Source organism: Variovorax sp. Varisp36 (assembly GCF_047304235.1).
Taxonomy (GTDB): Bacteria; Pseudomonadota; Gammaproteobacteria; order Burkholderiales; family Burkholderiaceae_C; genus Variovorax.
In genome coordinates this window covers 110,523-125,681 of the sequence record NZ_JBGLYU010000011.1, presented here as the reverse complement: position 1 = coordinate 125,681, position 15,159 = coordinate 110,523, and the positions used below count along the sequence as shown (strand labels likewise).

17 protein-coding genes are annotated in these 15,159 nt (G+C 67.6%); 8 read left to right on the top strand and 9 right to left on the bottom strand.

From position 1 onward, the window contains the following. Window positions 1-122: 122 nt before the first annotated feature. Genes ACCD11_RS09710 through ACCD11_RS09700 form a run of 3 tightly spaced genes read right to left on the bottom strand, consistent with a single transcriptional unit; the run spans window position 123 to window position 1,991 of the window. A complete protein-coding gene (locus ACCD11_RS09710) occupies window positions 123-977 on the bottom strand; it encodes a pirin family protein (RefSeq protein ID WP_413313691.1) in 855 nt (284 codons plus the stop codon). Continuing rightward, window positions 977-1,561, bottom strand: a complete 585-nt coding sequence (locus ACCD11_RS09705; RefSeq protein ID WP_056594711.1) for an NADPH-dependent FMN reductase — start codon at window positions 1,559-1,561, stop codon at window positions 977-979. The genes ACCD11_RS09710 and ACCD11_RS09705 overlap by 1 nt, the downstream gene beginning before the upstream one ends. A gap of 31 nt (window positions 1,562-1,592) precedes the next feature. Further along, complete coding sequence (locus ACCD11_RS09700; RefSeq protein ID WP_413313687.1) at window positions 1,593-1,991, bottom strand: DoxX family protein; 399 nt, start codon at window positions 1,989-1,991, stop codon at window positions 1,593-1,595. A gap of 87 nt (window positions 1,992-2,078) precedes the next feature. Between ACCD11_RS09700 and ACCD11_RS09695 the strand changes: the two genes are divergently transcribed. Together ACCD11_RS09695 and ACCD11_RS09690 are read left to right on the top strand one after the other, a co-directional pair. Further along, window positions 2,079-3,005, top strand: a complete 927-nt coding sequence (locus ACCD11_RS09695) for a LysR family transcriptional regulator (protein WP_413313686.1) — start codon at window positions 2,079-2,081, stop codon at window positions 3,003-3,005. Between the two features lie 40 nt (window positions 3,006-3,045). Next, the gene (locus tag ACCD11_RS09690; RefSeq protein ID WP_007828578.1) at window positions 3,046-3,522 is read left to right on the top strand and encodes an FKBP-type peptidyl-prolyl cis-trans isomerase; all 477 of its coding nucleotides are present in this window, start codon (window positions 3,046-3,048) and stop codon (window positions 3,520-3,522) included. A 21-nt stretch (window positions 3,523-3,543) separates the two neighbouring features. Here the strand turns inward: ACCD11_RS09690 and ACCD11_RS09685 are convergent, their stop codons facing one another. Continuing rightward, complete coding sequence (locus ACCD11_RS09685; protein ID WP_413313684.1) at window positions 3,544-5,088, bottom strand: CHAD domain-containing protein; 1,545 nt, start codon at window positions 5,086-5,088, stop codon at window positions 3,544-3,546. A gap of 175 nt (window positions 5,089-5,263) precedes the next feature. Between ACCD11_RS09685 and ACCD11_RS09680 the strand changes: the two genes are divergently transcribed. Both ACCD11_RS09680 and ACCD11_RS09675 read left to right on the top strand, forming a co-directional pair. Beyond that, window positions 5,264-5,686, top strand: a complete 423-nt coding sequence (locus ACCD11_RS09680) for a VOC family protein (RefSeq protein WP_413313683.1) — start codon at window positions 5,264-5,266, stop codon at window positions 5,684-5,686. A 128-nt stretch (window positions 5,687-5,814) separates the two neighbouring features. Beyond that, window positions 5,815-6,882, top strand: coding sequence for a pirin family protein (locus ACCD11_RS09675; protein ID WP_413313682.1), 1,068 nt, complete (start codon window positions 5,815-5,817; stop codon window positions 6,880-6,882). Window positions 6,883-6,896: 14 nt separating this feature from the next. Here the strand turns inward: ACCD11_RS09675 and ACCD11_RS09670 are convergent, their stop codons facing one another. The 3 genes from ACCD11_RS09670 to ACCD11_RS09660 form a co-directional block, all read right to left on the bottom strand. Continuing rightward, window positions 6,897-7,187 carry a YciI family protein gene (locus tag ACCD11_RS09670; RefSeq protein WP_413313681.1) on the bottom strand — a complete coding sequence of 97 codons (291 nt, stop codon included), beginning with the start codon at window positions 7,185-7,187 and terminating at the stop codon, window positions 6,897-6,899. A 119-nt stretch (window positions 7,188-7,306) separates the two neighbouring features. Next, complete coding sequence (locus ACCD11_RS09665) at window positions 7,307-8,314, bottom strand: Bug family tripartite tricarboxylate transporter substrate binding protein (protein WP_413313680.1); 1,008 nt, start codon at window positions 8,312-8,314, stop codon at window positions 7,307-7,309. 68 nt (window positions 8,315-8,382) lie between these two features. Then, window positions 8,383-9,474, bottom strand: a complete 1,092-nt coding sequence (locus tag ACCD11_RS09660) for a tartrate dehydrogenase (RefSeq protein ID WP_007828563.1) — start codon at window positions 9,472-9,474, stop codon at window positions 8,383-8,385. Between the two features lie 260 nt (window positions 9,475-9,734). On the opposite strand from ACCD11_RS09660, the gene ACCD11_RS09655 reads away from it, so the two are divergent. The 3 genes from ACCD11_RS09655 to ACCD11_RS09645 all read left to right on the top strand — a co-directional run bounded on the left by ACCD11_RS09655 (window position 9,735) and on the right by ACCD11_RS09645 (window position 11,382). Next, a complete protein-coding gene (locus ACCD11_RS09655; protein WP_413313679.1) occupies window positions 9,735-10,043 on the top strand; it encodes a putative quinol monooxygenase in 309 nt (102 codons plus the stop codon). Between the two features lie 103 nt (window positions 10,044-10,146). Beyond that, on the top strand, window positions 10,147-10,740 hold the full coding sequence (locus tag ACCD11_RS09650; RefSeq protein ID WP_413313678.1) for a hypothetical protein: 594 nt from the start codon (window positions 10,147-10,149) through the stop codon (window positions 10,738-10,740). A 57-nt stretch (window positions 10,741-10,797) separates the two neighbouring features. Continuing rightward, complete coding sequence (locus ACCD11_RS09645) at window positions 10,798-11,382, top strand: hypothetical protein (RefSeq protein ID WP_413313677.1); 585 nt, start codon at window positions 10,798-10,800, stop codon at window positions 11,380-11,382. Between the two features lie 55 nt (window positions 11,383-11,437). On the opposite strand, the gene gap is transcribed toward ACCD11_RS09645, so the two are convergent. Both gap and ACCD11_RS09635 read right to left on the bottom strand, forming a co-directional pair. Next, window positions 11,438-12,439 carry a type I glyceraldehyde-3-phosphate dehydrogenase gene (gene gap / locus ACCD11_RS09640; RefSeq protein WP_007828559.1) on the bottom strand — a complete coding sequence of 334 codons (1,002 nt, stop codon included), beginning with the start codon at window positions 12,437-12,439 and terminating at the stop codon, window positions 11,438-11,440. Window positions 12,440-12,498: 59 nt separating this feature from the next. Next, a complete protein-coding gene (locus ACCD11_RS09635; protein WP_413313676.1) occupies window positions 12,499-14,604 on the bottom strand; it encodes a transketolase family protein in 2,106 nt (701 codons plus the stop codon). Window positions 14,605-14,750: 146 nt separating this feature from the next. On the opposite strand from ACCD11_RS09635, the gene speD reads away from it, so the two are divergent. Further along, a complete protein-coding gene (gene speD, locus ACCD11_RS09630) occupies window positions 14,751-15,125 on the top strand; it encodes an adenosylmethionine decarboxylase (RefSeq protein ID WP_413313675.1) in 375 nt (124 codons plus the stop codon). The last annotated feature ends 34 nt before the right edge of the window (window positions 15,126-15,159 follow it).

Sequence of the window (15,159 nt, the reverse complement as noted above, 5' to 3'; positions counted from 1 at the left end):
CGGTCACCGGGGCCCCCCCGGGCCCCGGCGCCCCCCCCCCCCGGGGCGGCGCCCCCCCCTCCGCCGGGGCGCCCGGCGTGGCTGGATATGTCAGTGGTGCGCCCAGGCGCACCGATGAAGTGCTAGGGCAGGCGGCCTTCTGCGCGCAGCCGCGCGCCGATGCGCCGGATCTCGGCCTCGCCCTGGTCGAGCGCCGCCTTGCTGGTGTGCACCGAGTAGTGGCCCATCACCAGTTCGTGCGGATGCTTCACCGCCGAACCCAGCACGAAGGCCGTATCGCCACGGGCCACGAAGTCGATGGCCTCGGCGGACTCTTCGAAGACCGCGAGTTCGCCGGCGACGATCGGGCCGCCCGTGCCGTCGTCCGCTTCGAGCCCGCCGACGTTGACCGCGACCCAGCCCACCGTGTGGCCCGCGGGCGGCGTGTAGCGCCAACGCTCGCCGTCCTTCAGCTCCACGGCCAGGTAGTTCATCGACGCCGGCGCGGCAATCGCGCTCTGCGCCGCGCCGTAGCGCCCGAGCAGCACGCGCGCCGGGCCTTCCTTCGGCACCTGCGAGGGCGCGAGGTACATGCTCTGCGCCGGTGCGTTCTCTTCCGAGGCCGGCAGCGCCACCCACAGCTGGAAACCGCGCACGCGCTCCACGCCCGGCGCGGGTGCGCCGGTGTGCCATACGCCGTTGCCGGCGCGCATCCACTCGACGCCGCCGCCGAGCAGCGTGCCTTGCTCGCCGGTCGTGTCTTCATACAGCGTGTCGCCCTCCATCAGCCAGGTCAGCGTGGCGATGCCCGAGTGCGGGTGCAGGCCGAAGCCCTTGTGGCCGCCCGTGACGTCGAAGCCGAAGAGATCGAGGAACACGAAGGGCTTGAGGAATTCGCCCAGGTCGCCGGGGCTCATCAGCCGCGTGATGCCGCCATGGCGCGAGCCGCGCGTGCGGTAGACGATGGCGCGGGCCGGTATTTCGACAGCGGTGGTCATCATGCGGCCTCCCTCGCGTTCTTCAGTGCCTTGGTCCACCAGGCGATGTCGTCGAGCATGGCGGTGGCGGCCTGCGCAAGGTGGGGGAAGTCGCCGAAGCTCTTGCCCTGCTGCCAGATGCCCAGGAACTCGACCATGCCGATGTGCACGGCGTTGCGCACGGGGGCCATCTGCATCTCGACGGCCACCAGCCGCAGCTGCTCGATCGCGCGCGCCGCGCCCACCCCGCCGTAGCCCACGAAGCCGATCGGCTTGCGGATGAATTCCTTGTAGGCCCAGTCGATCGCGTTCTTCAGTACCGCGCTCGGGCCGTGGTTGTATTCGGGCGTCACGACGACCAGACCATCGAAGGTGGCCAGCTTCGCCTGCCAGCGCTGTGCGGCCTCGTTCTTTACCGGCCCCCAGGCCGGCGCGCCTGCCTCGTTGAAGAAGGGCAGCGGATGGTCGCGCAGGTCGACCAGCTCGAAGGCGAGGTCGGTGCGCTGCTTCGCGATCTCATGAATCCATTGCGCGGGCTTCTCGCCGAAGCGGCCTTCGCGGATAGAGCCGAGGATGACGCCGATGCGGGGTTGTTGCTGTGTCATGGGGTACTCCGGGAACGTTGAAGAAAAGGGGTCAGGCGGCAGCGGCAGCCGGCCGGGACACGGGCCACGTGCGCCAGGCGACGAAGCCCGACAGCAGCCCCAACACCACCGCCGGCGCGGGGTTGCCGCCGATCAGCCCCAGGTGCGTGGCCACGGCGCAGACCATGGTCGCGGCCAACAGCAGGCCGCCGAGAAAGCCGGTCGCGGGTACTAGCAGCAGCAATGCCCCGCCGACCTCGACCAGTCCGGTCAGGTAGCGGAACCACTGGCCGAAGCCGATCGCCTCGAACACCTGGACCATCTGCGGCACTCCGGCCAGCTTGGCGGCGCCTGCGGCGCCGAAAGCCAGCGCCAGAAGGATGCGGACGCCCCAGACGATGCGGCGCTGCACCGGGGTGGAGGAGGGAGAAGGAAGTGATGTGGAAGTCATGGGCACAAGGTTAGGCACCCACCCATTGATCGACTAGACGGTAGAGTCGGATTGCACTCATCCACAGATCGAAGGAATCAGCCCATCATGCTCGACCTCAACGACATCGCCTTGTTCGTGCAGGTGGTGCGCCACGGCAGCTTCGCCGAAGCGGCCCGGCGGCAGGGCCTGCCGCCGAACACCGTGAGCCGGCGCATCCAGCAGCTCGAATCGCAGCTCGGCACGCGGCTGATGCAGCGCTCGACCCGCAAGCTGACGCTGACCAGCGCCGGGCGGGAGTTTCATGACCAGTGCGCGGGGTCGATCGACGGGCTGGTGGCGGCCGGGCAGGCGCTGGTCGCCGGAGGGCAGAAGCCCAGCGGCCTCGTGCGCGTGGCCGCGCCGGCGGATTTCTTCGATTTCTTCCCGATGGAATGGGTCTCGGACTTTCTGGCGGCGCATCCGCTGGTCAAGCTCGACTTCGTGCTCAGCGACGCGAGCGCAGACCTCATCGGGGAGCAGATCGACGTGGCCTTCCGGGGCGGCGTGCTGCGCGATTCGGGCTACATCGGCCGGCGGCTGGCAACGCGCAGCGGCGGCCTGCTGGCAAGTCCCGACTACATCGCGCGGCGCGGCGAGCCCCGGAACCTGCAGGACCTCGCGAACCACGACTGCGTGACACCGCCGCACGCTGCCGGCACCACCACCTGGCGCCTGGCGGGACCCGATGGGGTCGAGGAAGAAGTGCAGGTCACCGGGCGATTCACCGGCAATACGGCGCAGGCGCTGCGCAAGGCGGCGCTGGCCGGGCTGGGCATCGCGCAGTTGCCGCCGGCGATGGCGACGCGCGACGAACAGGAGGGACGGCTGGTGCGCGTGCTGCCGCAGTACCGGTACACCGGGCGAGGGCTCAGTGTGGTGTATCCGAGCCGCAAGCACCTGCCGCTGGCGGTGTCGGCGTTCATCGACCTGGTGATCGGCAAGCTCGACCAGATCGACGTGCTGCAGGAGCCACCGCCTCCACGGAAGGCCTGAGCGCTGGCGCCTTTTTCGTTTCCACTGAAAATGCCACCCCATGAAAATCGAAAAAGACACCGTCGTCACCATCAAGTACAAGGTCTCCGACGCCCAGGGCAAGCTCATCGAAGCCAGCCCCGAGCCCATGGCCTACCTGCATGGCGGGTACGAGAACACGCTGCCGAAGATCGAGGAAGCGCTCGATGGCAAGGAAAAGGGCTACCAGACCGTGCTGAACCTCGCGCCCGAAGACGCCTTCGGCCAGCGCGACGAAACGCTGGTGCGCAGCATTCCCAAGACCGACTTTCCGCCGGGCGTGAAGGTGGGCGGGCAGCTGCAGGGCCGGCTCGACGATGGGCGCGAGCATGTCTTCACGGTCACCAAGATCAAGGGCCCGGTCGTGCTGCTCGACGGCAACCATCCGTGGGCCGGCAAGGCGCTGAAGTTCAGCCTGCAGGTGACGGACGTGCGCACGGCGCTGCCGGTGGAAATCGAGCACCGGCATGTGCATGGGGCGCACGGGCACCATCACTGAACCCGAGAGGCGCCCGGCCGTTCAGCTCTTCTTCCAGAACCGCGGCGCATCCCCGATCTTCTCCAGCGCCTTGCGGCAAGCGCTCGCGCCGGCCGCGCGCCTTGAACTGAACCAGCCCACCGCAAACCACGCACGCGCATCGCGCGCGGCGGCTTCGCGGTACAGCGCGAGCGCCACGGCCTCGTCGTTGAACTCGCCCAGCGCGTCCTGCGCGGGGCGCAGTGCTTTCAGGTAGCGCCCGGCGGCGTTGCCGTCTCCCTTCTCGAACAGCGGCGCCACGAACTCGGCGAGGTAGCGCAGGCGCTTGAGCCGCTTGCGCACGCGGTGCTGGCTTTCGGCGTCGAGCGACTCGAAGCGCTTGCCGTCGCGCCGCACCTGTTTGTGCAGATGCTGCAGGTGTTCACGCAGCAGGCGGTGGGCTGCATCGGCGTCGATCGGCACGGATTCCGATGAGGCTTCCGCGGGCTTCGCGGCGGTAAAGCCGATCAGCGAAACGAGCACGTTCTGGAATGCCGGGGCCCGCACGACGTCGCCGGGCGAGGGGGTATGGGCTGCCGTGTCGTCGCCGGCCAGTGGGTCGAAATCCGGCGCGCCCGCCTTGCTCAACCGGGGCTGCGCGAGCTTCACGACCTGTTCGCGGTCGCGCAATGCCCCGAGCGCGCGGAAGGCGTCGACCAGCGGCGGCTCCCAATTGGCCGCGTCGAACAGGCCCGAAGCCGTGTCGAGCTCCGCCAGTTCGCGCAGCGCCGTGCGCAGCCGGCGGATGCCGATGCGCAACTGGTGGATCTGCTCTTCGTCCGTGCTGCCCGCCGCGATCTCGCTGGCATTGGGCAGCATCTGCGCCAGGCACGACGCCACCACGGCCTGCTGAACGCCCCGCCCGTCGGGGTGCTGCGCGCCGAAGCGCGGCGCTTCGGCCTTCACCGCCTCCACGGTCTCCTGCGCCGCCAGCAAGCGCCCCCCGCGCTGCGCCTTGGACACGGTGCTGAACCACAGCCCATGCTGCTGCGACCAACGCCGTGCGAGCGACACGAGGCCCTGCACGTCGCCGCGCTTCAGCTCGAGCTCCAATTCGCACACCGGCGATTCGCGTTGCCCGGCCGTGCCCGCGTGCGCGGCGACCTTGCCGACGTCGAGTGCCATTTCCACCACCGCGCCATCGGGCCCCGCAACGCGCACGTCGCGCGTGAGCCGCACGATGTCGGTCGATTGCCGTTCGACCAGCGGCGCGCCGCCGCCGTCGGCCAGCAGCTTCGCGAGCCGGTCGCCCACGGGCGTGCCCTGATGGCGCTGCGGATCGATCTGCGGCGCCGCGCCCGCCGTGCCCAGGTCGACGTTGTGCTCCAGGCGGTGCAGAGCGTTGTCGCCGGTGGCCTTCACCGTCTGCACCCAGCGCGGTCCCTCCTTGCGCAGCCGCAGCACCATGCCGTGGGCGGCCAGCCGCTGGTCGGCGGTGTCGAAATAGCGGGCCTGCAGGCGGGTGCGTACGACGGCGCCGCGCTTCAGGGCGGCTTCGACGGCTTTCAGGCGGCCGTCGGGAATGCAGAACTTGAACTCGATTTCCATGCGGCCATGATGCTCCGTCTTTTTCGCTCCCCGCAATGGCTCCGTCGTGCGCTCGATCCGCTCGATCGAAAGAAGATGTGGACGCCGTCCATTTTCTTTGATATCTTTTGTGGACGGCGTACACAAATATGCCGGCAAGCAGCCGATCCATCCCTTCATAGACACAGGAAACACCATGGCCAACAAGCAGATCTTCGTGAACCTCCCCGTCAAGAACCTGGAGAAGTCCAAGGCTTTCTTCGCTGCGTTGGACTACACCTTCAACGAGCAATTCACCGATGCGAATGCGGCGTGCATGGTGATCCAGAAAGACAGCATCCACGCCATGCTGCTGGTCGAGGACTTCTTCAAGACCTTCACGACCAAGAGCCTCACCGACACCAGCAAGAGCACCGAAGTGCTGCTGTGCCTGTCGTGCGAGAGCCGCGCCGAAGTCGATGCCATGGTCGCCAAGGCGGTGGCCGCCGGCGGCACGGTGCCGCGCGAGCCGCAGGACTATGGCTTCATGTACGGCCACGGCTTCCAGGACATCGACGGCCACCTCTGGGAGTTGATGTACATGGATCCCAACGCCGCGGTGACGCATCAGAACCCCTGATGCCGATCGTTCCATACGCGCTCTTCACTGTTGCAGGGAAGGCGTCTACCGGAAGGCGGCGGCGGCCCGATATTCCAGGCACCGGCAAGGCATCATCGGCCGAGCCTCACCTGGAAAGGAACAACCGCATGTCCGACAACAACAACGAGCGCAACAGCCCCATCGTGAAGATCGCACCCCTCGGTTTCCCGTGGCAGACGATCGACCCGTTCCTGTTCTGCGTGTACCACGACGACGCCTACCCGAAGGCCAACGGCCGCATGGGCCCCGAGGCGTCGCTGGCCGGCCGCCAGATCGGCCAGGACTTCAGCCGCAAGGACGGCTGGAGCATGTACCACGGCGACACGGTGCCGGGCTTTCCCTCGCATCCGCACCGCGGCTTCGAGACCGTGACCATCGTGCGCAAGGGGCTGGTCGACCATTCCGATTCGCTGGGCGCCACCGCGCGCTTCGGCGGTGGCGACGTGCAGTGGCTCACGGCCGGCAAGGGCATCGTGCATTCGGAGATGTTCCCGCTGCTCGACAACGGCGCGGCCAATCCGCTCGAGCTGTTCCAGATCTGGCTCAACCTGCCCGCGAAGAACAAGATGGCCGAGCCGCACTTCACGATGTTCTGGTCGGAGGCCATTCCGCGCTTCGCATCCGATGACGCGAAGGGCGGGCGCACCGAGGTCGCGGTGATCGCCGGCCGCCTCGGCGATGCAACGGACGGCCAGGAGCCGATCCACCCGCTCTCGCCGCCACCCGATTCATGGGCCGCGCAGGCCGGTGCCGACGTGGCGATCTGGACGCTGAAGATGACGCCCGGCGCGCAATGGACGCTGCCGGCCGCCACGGGCGAGGGCACGCGACGGATGCTCTATTTCTTCAAGGGCGCGATGGCGTACGTCGCCGGCCAGCGCATCGAAGGCCCGGCCGCCGTCGAGCTGCGCGCGGATGCCGCGGTCGAGCTGGTCAACGGCGACGACGAAGCCAGCGAATTCCTCGTGCTGCAGGGCCGCCCGATCGCCGAGCCGGTGGCGCAGTACGGCCCCTTCGTGATGAACACGCAGGCCGAGATCAGCCAGACCATGGCCGACTACCGCCGCACGCAGTTCGGCGGCTGGCCGTGGAACGACCCGGCGCCGGTGCACGGCCGCGAGGCTGCGCGCTTCGCGCTCCATCCGGACGGCCGCAAGGAAACCCCCGCAGGCTGACCGGAGGCGGGCAATCAGAATTTTTTCAGGGCTTCCATGCCGGGAGCGGTCATGCTCGGCACGAACTCGGTCACGTCCACCCGCGCGACACCACCCTGCACGAACGGGTCGCGCGCCAGCACCGATTCGAGCCCCTCACGGTCGCCCGAGCGCGCGAGGATCACGCCGCCCGTGCGCGGCACCTGCCGCCCCGACGCCACGAACAACCCGCTTTCGTAGTGCTTCTTGAGCCAGGTCATGTGCGCGTCCATCAGCGCATCGACCTCTTCGAGGGGGCGGGTGTAGGTGAGGGTGGCGATGAACATGGGCAGGACGGCAGCGATGAATTCGAAGGCCCCGATCCTATGGCCTCCGCACGGTGCCGGCGCCGCCGAGGTGTGTCTTCCGCGTAACGAACTGCTCCGTACGGCGCCGGCCCATCGGCCTATTCGATCGCCACGCCGCCTTCCTTCACGAGCTTCCCGAATTTGGCGGTTTCTTCGCGGATCTGCCGCGCCATCTCTTCCTGCGTGCCGCCCAGCGGCTCGGCGCCGATGGCCTGCATGCGCTGCGCGAAGTCGGGCGATCTGATGATCTTCACCATCTCGGTGTTGAGCCGCGCAACGATCTCCTTCGGCGTGGCCGCCGGCGCGAGCACGCCGAACCAGGTGCCGATGTCGAAGCCCTTGAGACCCGCCTCTTCCAGCGTCGGCACGTCGGGCAGCACCGACGAGCGGCGCACGGTGGTCACGGCCAGCGCGCGCAGCTTGCCGCCCTTGATGTGCTGCAGCACCGGCGTGATGGTGTCGAAGGACATGGCCACCTGCCCGCCGAGCAGGTCGGTGGTGAGCGGGCCGCTGCCCTTGTACGGCACGTGCAGCAGCGTGGTGCCGGTGCTGGCCTGGAACTGCGTGCCGATCAGGTGCTGCGCCGTGCCGTTGCCGTTGGAGCCATAGGCCAGCTTGCCGGGTGCGGCCTTGGCGAGCGCAACCAGCTCGGCCACGTTCTTCGCGGGCGTGCTGGCCGCGTTGATGACCAGCACGTTGGGCACCATGGCCACGACGGTGATCGGCGTCAGGTCTTTCTGGAAATCGTAGGGCAGCTTCTTGTAGACGCTGGTGGCGATGGTGTGGTGCACCGCGCCCATCAGCAGCGTGTAGCCATCGGGCTTGGCCTTGGCGACGTAATCGGCGCCGAGCGTGGCGCCCGCGCCGGGCCTGCTCTCGACCACGACAGGCTGGCCGAGGGACTGCGACAGCTTTTCGGCCAGCGCACGGGCCAACACGTCGGTGGTGCCGCCGGCCGGGAAGGGCACGACGAGGCTGAGGGGCCGCGTGGGCCAGGCGGCCGGCTGCGCGAAGGCCAGTGCGGCAGTGCCCAGGCCCAGCGCCAGGGCGCCGGCCCGCAGCACGGTGCGCCTGCCCTGGATGAAAGGGAAAGAAGAAGCGGTCATGGTCTTGTCTCTGGCTCGTTGTTGTCGTGCCCGGCTGCATCGAGGCGCGCCGCGGCGGGGGCCTGGGTTCAGGCCGGGAGGCCTTGCCGCGCACTGGCGATGTGCTCGCACACGGCACGCGTCACCTGCGCAGTGGTGGCGTTGCCGCCGAGGTCGCGCGTGTGCAGCGACCGGTTCGCGGTGACGTGCTCCACGGCCTCCATCACGCGGCGCGCGGCCTGGACTTCGCCCAGGTGCTCGAGCAGCATCACGACCGACCAGAAGGTGCCGACCGGATTGGCCAGCCCCTTGCCCATGATGTCGAAGGCCGAGCCGTGGATCGGCTCGAACATCGAGGGATAGCGCCGCTCGGGATCAATGTTGCCGGTGGGCGCAATGCCCAGGCTGCCCGCCAGCGCGGCAGCCAAGTCACTGAGGATGTCGGCATGCAGGTTGGTCGCGACGATGGTGTCCAGCGATGCCGGCCGGTTGATCATGCGCGCGGTGGAGGCGTCGACCAGCTCCTTGTCCCAGGTGACGTCCGGAAACTCCCTGGAGATCTGCAGCGCGATCTCGTCCCACATCACCATCGCGTGGCGCTGGGCGTTGCTCTTGGTGATGACGGTCAGCAGCTTGCGGGGGCGTGACTGGGCCAGCTTGAAGGCGAAGCGCATGATCCGCTCGACGCCGGCGCGGGTCATCATGCTCACGTCGGTGGCGGCTTCGATCGGGTGGCCCTGGTGTACGCGGCCGCCGACGCCGGCGTACTCGCCTTCGGAGTTCTCGCGCACGATGACCCAGTTCAGGTCGTCCGGGCCGCAGCGCTTGAGCGGGCCGTCGATGCCCGGCAGGATGCGCGTCGGGCGCACGTTGGCGTACTGGTCGAAGCCCTGGCAGATCTTCAGGCGCAGGCCCCAGAGGGTGATGTGGTCGGGAATGTGCGGGTCGCCGGCGGAGCCGAAGAGGATGGCGTCCTTCTTGCGCAGCGCGTCGAGGCCATCGGCCGGCATCATCACGCCGTGCTCGCGGAAGTAATCGCCGCCCCAGCCGAAATCCTCGAAGGTGAAATTCAGCGCGCCGTTGGAGGCTGCGGCCAGCGCCTCCATCACTTCGCGTCCGGCCGGGATCACTTCCTTGCCGATGCCGTCGCCGGGAATGGTGGCAATGCTGTAGCTGCTCATCGATGTCCTTCATGGAATGCTGCTGGGGAGCTGCCACTTTAGGAGCGGGTGCACCCAACGATTCGCGCTCGAAGTCAATCCATCGTTAACCTGCATTCAACAATCGGACAGACACATGGCGAGACCGCGCGGCCAGCGGGAAGAACATGCAGGCGATGCCAGGAACGAGGCCGTGGTGTTGTCGCGGACCGGACCTGCACGGCGGCACCGTTTCTCTTAGATTCGACCGTCGCATCTTTTACCCACTGGAGACTCTTTCAATGATTCACGTCGTCGCCGTCATCACCGCCAAGCCCGGCCAGCGCGCCAGACTGCTCGAAGCCTTCGCCGGGAACCGCGCGGCCGTGCTGGCCGAAGCGGGCTGCATCGAATACGCCGCCACGGTCGATGCGCAAGGCATTCCGACGTCCAAGGCCAGCTTCGGCCCCGACACCTTTGTCGTCGTCGAGAAGTGGGAAACGCTGGCGCACCTGCAGGCCCATGCCGTGGCCCCGCACATGAAAGCCCACGGCGAGAAGACCAAGGAATTCGTCGACAGCAAGCTGATCCACGTGCTCGAACCTGCCTGAGGCCGCAGGCGCAAGCCCGGCTTCGCGCGCGCCGCGATGCGTGCTACCGTCGCGGCGGGAGAGCAGGCATCACCGATGCCCCACGGAGAGAGGGACCGAAGACATGGCGATCTTTCGTTCGCATGGTTTCCGCTTGCGCGCCGCCATCGCAACCGGTGGGTTGCTGGCAGCCGTTCTTCTGACGACCGGCTGCGCGCCGCTTCTCGCGCCGCCCTATGCGGCCGACTACGAGACGCTCGACCGGCTCGAGGCCACGCGCCCCGGCATGGTGGCCGTCGCGAAGGCGCAGCCCGTCGATACGGAAGACAAGGTCAACACGGTGCGCCTGCGCGGCGCGAAGCTGGTGTCGCCCAGCGGCAGCTTCGCGCAGTACCTGCAGGACGCGCTGATGCGCGACCTCGCCGAAATCTCGGCCTACGACCCGAAGGCGCCGACGCGCATCGCGGCGCGCATCCTGGCCAACGAGATCGACCTGGGCCTCATCAACGGCACGGGCCGCATGGACGTGGAGGTGACCGTCATGCGCGACGCCACGCCGCGCCTGCGCAAGACCTACCGTGCGGAGACCGCCTTCGATTCGAGCTACGCGAACATCGTCGCCGTGCCGGCGGGGCAGGCCGCGTATCCGCGCCTCGTGCGCGCCCTGCTGCGGGAGGTGTATGCCGATCCGCAGTTCGTGGCCGCCATCGGCCGTTGACGGCAGACATCCCCAAGGTCCGGAGGCGCTTCGATGATGCCGTTCTTCTTCCTTCCAATGACCGCGATTCGACATGCCGCGACCGCGGCGTTCGCGGCCCTGCTGCTCGCGGGATGCGTGCACCCGATCACCATGATCACCGAGACTGCGCCGCCGCGCTCGCAGGCGCACCTGGTCCCGAAGAAGGTCGCCTATGTGATGACCGACGCCGACCGCGACATGGAAGTGATCACGCCCGGTGGCAGCGGCGACCGCGTGAGCTACTACCCGTACCGCGACCTCGAGAAGTCGATACGCGACGCATTGCGCGCGGTGTACCGCGACGTGGTGGTTCTGCGCACCGCGGCCGACGCGAAGGCGAACGAGGCGACGGGCGTGTCGTTGGTGTTCGCACCGCGCATCACCACCGCCTCCAGTTCGTCGTCGTGGATCAGCTGGCCGCCGACGTCGTTCACCGCCGAGGTGGCATGCGTGGTGACCGATGCGGCAGGCGCCGAAGTCACGCGCGTGCGCGCGGCGGGCAACGGCACGGCGGAGTTCGGCGAATTCAAGGGCGACTTCGGGCTGGCGGCGCGAAGGGCTGCGACGCGGCTGACGTCGCAATTGAGCAGCGAGGTTCGCAGGAACGAGAAACTGCGTTGAACGCACCATGAAAAAACGCGCCCGCAGGCGCGTTCTTCATTGAAGCCTCGAAGCCTTACTTCGAAACAACCTTCACCATCTCCAGGCACTTGTTCGAGTAGCCCCACTCGTTGTCGTACCAGCTCACGAGCTTCACGAAGGTGCCGTCGAGCGCAATGCCGGCTTCGGCGTCGAAGATCGAGGTGCGCGGGTCGCCGCGGAAGTCGGTGGCCACCACCTTGTCTTCCGTGTAGCCCAGCACGCCCTTGAGCGCGCCTTCGCTCTGTGCCTTCATTTCGGCGCAGATTTCCTTGTACGTGGCTTCCTTCACCAGCTCCACGGTCAGGTCGACCACCGACACGTCGGAGGTCGGCACGCGGAAGCTCATGCCCGTGAGCTTCTTGTTGAGCTCGGGGATCACCACGCCCACGGCCTTGGCGGCGCCGGTGCTCGAGGGAATGATGTTTTCCAGGATGCCGCGGCCGCCGCGCCAGTCCTTGTTGCTCGGGCCGTCCACGGTCTTTTGCGTGGCGGTAGCAGCGTGCACGGTGGTCATCAGCCCGCGCTTGATGCCCCACTTGTCGTTCAGCACCTTGGCCAGCGGCGCCAGGCAGTTGGTGGTGCAGCTGGCGTTGCTGATGATGGCTTCACCGGCGTACTTCTTGTCGTTCACGCCGTAGACGAACATGGGGGTGTCGTCCTTCGACGGTGCCGACAGAATGACCTTCTTCGCGCCCGCGTCGATGTGCTTCTGCGCCGTTTCCTTCGTGAGGAACAGGCCGGTCGATTCGAGCACGATGTCGGCGCCGACCTCGTTCCACTTGAGCTGCGACGGGTCGCGCTCCTGCGTGAGGCGGATCTTCTTGCCGTTGACGATCAGCGTGTTGCCTTCAACCGTGACTTCGCCCTTGAAGCGGCCATGCACCGAGTCGTACTGGAGCATGTAGGCGAGGTAGTCCGGCTCGAGCAGGTCGTTGATGGCAACGATCTCGATGTCGTTCTTGAAGTTCTGCACCGCTGCGCGCAGCACGTTGCGACCGATGCGGCCGAAGCCGTTGATACCGAGTTTGATAGCCATCTGACTTGCTCCTAAAGGTTGAAAAATCGTGATCGGACGGGAAAGCGGGCTGTGCGACGTCAGTCGCGCAGCGCCGCTTCCACGGTGGCGGCAACGTTCTCCGCCGTGAAACCGAAGTGCTTGAACAGCGCGGGCGCCGGTGCCGACTCGCCGTACGTGTCGATGCCGACGACGGCCGCGCAGCCGTACTTCCACCAGCCGCCGGTGCAGCCCATCTCGACGGCGATGCGCGGAATCTTCTTCGGCAGCACGCTCTTCTTGTAGGCCACGTCCTGGCGGTCGAAGGTGGTGGTCGAGGGCATCGACACCACGCGCACGGCGATCTTCTTCTCGGCCAGCAGCTTCTGCGCCGCCAGTGCGAGCGGCACCTCGGAGCCGGTGGCGATGATGACGGCGGCCGTCTTCTTGCTCTTGAGGCCGACGACTTCGGGCTCGGACAGCACGTAGGCGCCGCGGCTGATGTCGCCGAGCTCGCTCTTCGGTGCGTAGGCGATGTTCTGGCGGCTCAGCAGCAGCGCGGTCGGGCGCGACTGGTTTTGCAGCGCCACGGCCCAGGCCACGGCCGTTTCGGCGGTGTCGCCCGGACGCCAGACGTCGAGGTTCGGAATCAGGCGCAGCGACGCGGCGTGCTCGATCGACTGGTGCGTCGGGCCGTCTTCGCCGAGGCCGATGGAGTCGTGCGTGAACACGTGGATCACGCGGCGCTTCATCAGCGCGGCCATGCGGATGGCGTTGCGGCTGTAGTCGCTGAAGGTGAGGAAGGTGCCGCCGTAGGGGATGTAGCCGCCGTGCAGCGCCACACCGTTCATGATGGCGGCCATGCCGAACTCGCGCACGCCGTAGTTGATGTGGCGGCCGATCTCGCCGTGCGGCGGCTCGACGGCGGCGCCTTGTGCGGCTTCGTCTTCGGCGCCCTGGAGCACCAGCGGCGCAGGGGGCGCGTTCAGTACGACGGCGCCGGTCTTGGCGTCGAAGCGCAGCGCGGCGGTGCTCTTGGTGTTGGTGAGGTTCGAGCCGGTCAGGTCGGCGCTGCCGCCGAGCATTTCGGGCAGCGCGGCGGTGAAGGCTTCCAGCGCGAGCTGGCTGGCCTTGCGGCTGGCGACGGTCTCGCCCCTGGTGTGGGCGGCGACCACGGTGTCGAACGCGACCTGGTGGAAGTCCCTGGGCAGCTCGCCCTTCATGCGGCGGGTGAACTCGGCGGCCAGTTCGGGGTACGCGGCGGCATAGGCGGTGAACTTGTCGTTCCAGGCGGCTTCGGTCTTCGCGCCTTCGGCCTTGTGGTCCCAGTCGGCGTACACCTCGGCCGGGACCTCGAAGGGCGGGTAGTGCCAGTCGATCGCGTCGCGGGTGAGCTTGATTTCTTCGGCGCCCAGCGCCTCGCCGTGCGCCTTGGCGGTACCGGCGCGGTTCGGGCTGCCCTTGCCGATGGTCGTCTTGCAGATGATCAGCGTGGGCTTCGATTCTTCCTTCTTGGCCTTGGCGATGGCCTTGGACACGTCCTTGGCGTCGTTGCCGTCGATCGGACCGATGACGTTCCAGCCGTAAGCCTTGAAGCGCTCTTCGGTGTTGTCGATGAACCAGGGCTTGACCTGGCCGTCGATGCTGATGCCGTTGTCGTCGTACAGCGCGATCAGCTTGTTCAGGTGCCAAGCGCCAGCGAGGGCGCAGGCTTCGTGGCTGATGCCTTCCATCATGCAACCGTCGCCCAGGAAGGCGTAGGTGTGGTGGTCGACGACGTGGTGGCTATTGCGGTTGAACTCGGCAGCGAGCAGCTTCTCGGCCAGCGCGAAGCCCACGGCATTGGTGATGCCCTGGCCCAACGGGCCGGTGGTGGTTTCGACGCCCGGCGTCACGTCGACTTCGGGGTGGCCGGCGGTCTTGCTGTGCAGCTGGCGGAAGTGCTTGATTTCCTCCATCGGCAGGTCGTAGCCCGTGAGGTGCAGCACCGAGTACAGCAGCATCGAGGCATGGCCATTCGACAGCACGAAGCGGTCGCGGTCGAACCAGTGCGGGTTGGCGGGGTTGTAGCGCAGGTGTTCGCCCCAGAGTGCGACGGCCATGTCGGCCATGCCCATCGGTGCGCCCGGATGTCCGGAATTTGCTTGTTGGACGGCATCCATGGCCAGAGCGCGGATTGCGTTGGCCATCAGGGCGTGGTTTGCCATTTGCGGTGGACTTTCGGGGGAAAAGGGTGGGAGGAGATAGGGGGAACCCGCGATTTTACCGGGCGAGCCCGGACACCCGCCGATACAGGGCAAACGCCCGCCCGATGCTCTCTTGTGCAGCGGCCGGACTGCTAGAGTTGCGCCCCATGCACGGGCTGCACCTCACCGCCGACCTTCACGACTGCCAATGCGGCCTTCAATGGCTGACCGACCAGAAGGCCCTGGGCGCCGTTTGCCTCAAGGCGGTGGACGCCGCCGGGCTGCAGGCGGTGGGCAGGCTGGTCCATGGTTTTCCGGCCACGCCGCAGGGCCCGGGCGGGGTCACGGCCACGGTGCTGCTGGCCGAATCGCATCTGTGCATCCACACCTGGCCCGAGCAGCGCGGCGTGACGCTCGACGTGTACGTCTGCAATTTCAGCGGCGACCACTCGGCCAAGGCGCATGCGCTGATGGAATGCCTGGTGGCGCTGTTCCAGCCCCTCCACAGCGAACGCAACGAACTGCAGCGCGGGCGGAAATGACACTCGCCCCCAGGCTTCGCGCACTTCGTGTCGC

What these genes read in the sequence shown, in the direction of transcription:
- ACCD11_RS09705 (WP_056594711.1), bottom strand. Translation starts at nt 1,561, where the DNA reads ATGACACAGCAACAACCCCGCATCGGCGTCATCCTCGGCTCTATCCGC.
- ACCD11_RS09710 (WP_413313691.1), bottom strand. Translation starts at nt 977, where the DNA reads ATGACCACCGCTGTCGAAATACCGGCCCGCGCCATCGTCTACCGCACG.
- ACCD11_RS09635 (WP_413313676.1), bottom strand. Translation starts at nt 14,604, where the DNA reads ATGGCAAACCACGCCCTGATGGCCAACGCAATCCGCGCTCTGGCCATG.
- ACCD11_RS09670 (WP_413313681.1), bottom strand. Translation starts at nt 7,187, where the DNA reads ATGTTCATCGCCACCCTCACCTACACCCGCCCCCTCGAAGAGGTCGAT.
- ACCD11_RS09660 (WP_007828563.1), bottom strand. Translation starts at nt 9,474, where the DNA reads ATGAGCAGCTACAGCATTGCCACCATTCCCGGCGACGGCATCGGCAAG.
- ACCD11_RS09645 (WP_413313677.1), top strand. Translation starts at nt 10,798, where the DNA reads ATGACCGCGATTCGACATGCCGCGACCGCGGCGTTCGCGGCCCTGCTG.
- ACCD11_RS09655 (WP_413313679.1), top strand. Translation starts at nt 9,735, where the DNA reads ATGATTCACGTCGTCGCCGTCATCACCGCCAAGCCCGGCCAGCGCGCC.
- ACCD11_RS09650 (WP_413313678.1), top strand. Translation starts at nt 10,147, where the DNA reads ATGGCGATCTTTCGTTCGCATGGTTTCCGCTTGCGCGCCGCCATCGCA.
- gap (WP_007828559.1), bottom strand. Translation starts at nt 12,439, where the DNA reads ATGGCTATCAAACTCGGTATCAACGGCTTCGGCCGCATCGGTCGCAAC.
- ACCD11_RS09690 (WP_007828578.1), top strand. Translation starts at nt 3,046, where the DNA reads ATGAAAATCGAAAAAGACACCGTCGTCACCATCAAGTACAAGGTCTCC.
- ACCD11_RS09680 (WP_413313683.1), top strand. Translation starts at nt 5,264, where the DNA reads ATGGCCAACAAGCAGATCTTCGTGAACCTCCCCGTCAAGAACCTGGAG.
- speD (WP_413313675.1), top strand. Translation starts at nt 14,751, where the DNA reads ATGCACGGGCTGCACCTCACCGCCGACCTTCACGACTGCCAATGCGGC.
- ACCD11_RS09675 (WP_413313682.1), top strand. Translation starts at nt 5,815, where the DNA reads ATGTCCGACAACAACAACGAGCGCAACAGCCCCATCGTGAAGATCGCA.
- ACCD11_RS09685 (WP_413313684.1), bottom strand. Translation starts at nt 5,088, where the DNA reads ATGGAAATCGAGTTCAAGTTCTGCATTCCCGACGGCCGCCTGAAAGCC.
- ACCD11_RS09695 (WP_413313686.1), top strand. Translation starts at nt 2,079, where the DNA reads ATGCTCGACCTCAACGACATCGCCTTGTTCGTGCAGGTGGTGCGCCAC.
- ACCD11_RS09665 (WP_413313680.1), bottom strand. Translation starts at nt 8,314, where the DNA reads ATGACCGCTTCTTCTTTCCCTTTCATCCAGGGCAGGCGCACCGTGCTG.
- ACCD11_RS09700 (WP_413313687.1), bottom strand. Translation starts at nt 1,991, where the DNA reads ATGACTTCCACATCACTTCCTTCTCCCTCCTCCACCCCGGTGCAGCGC.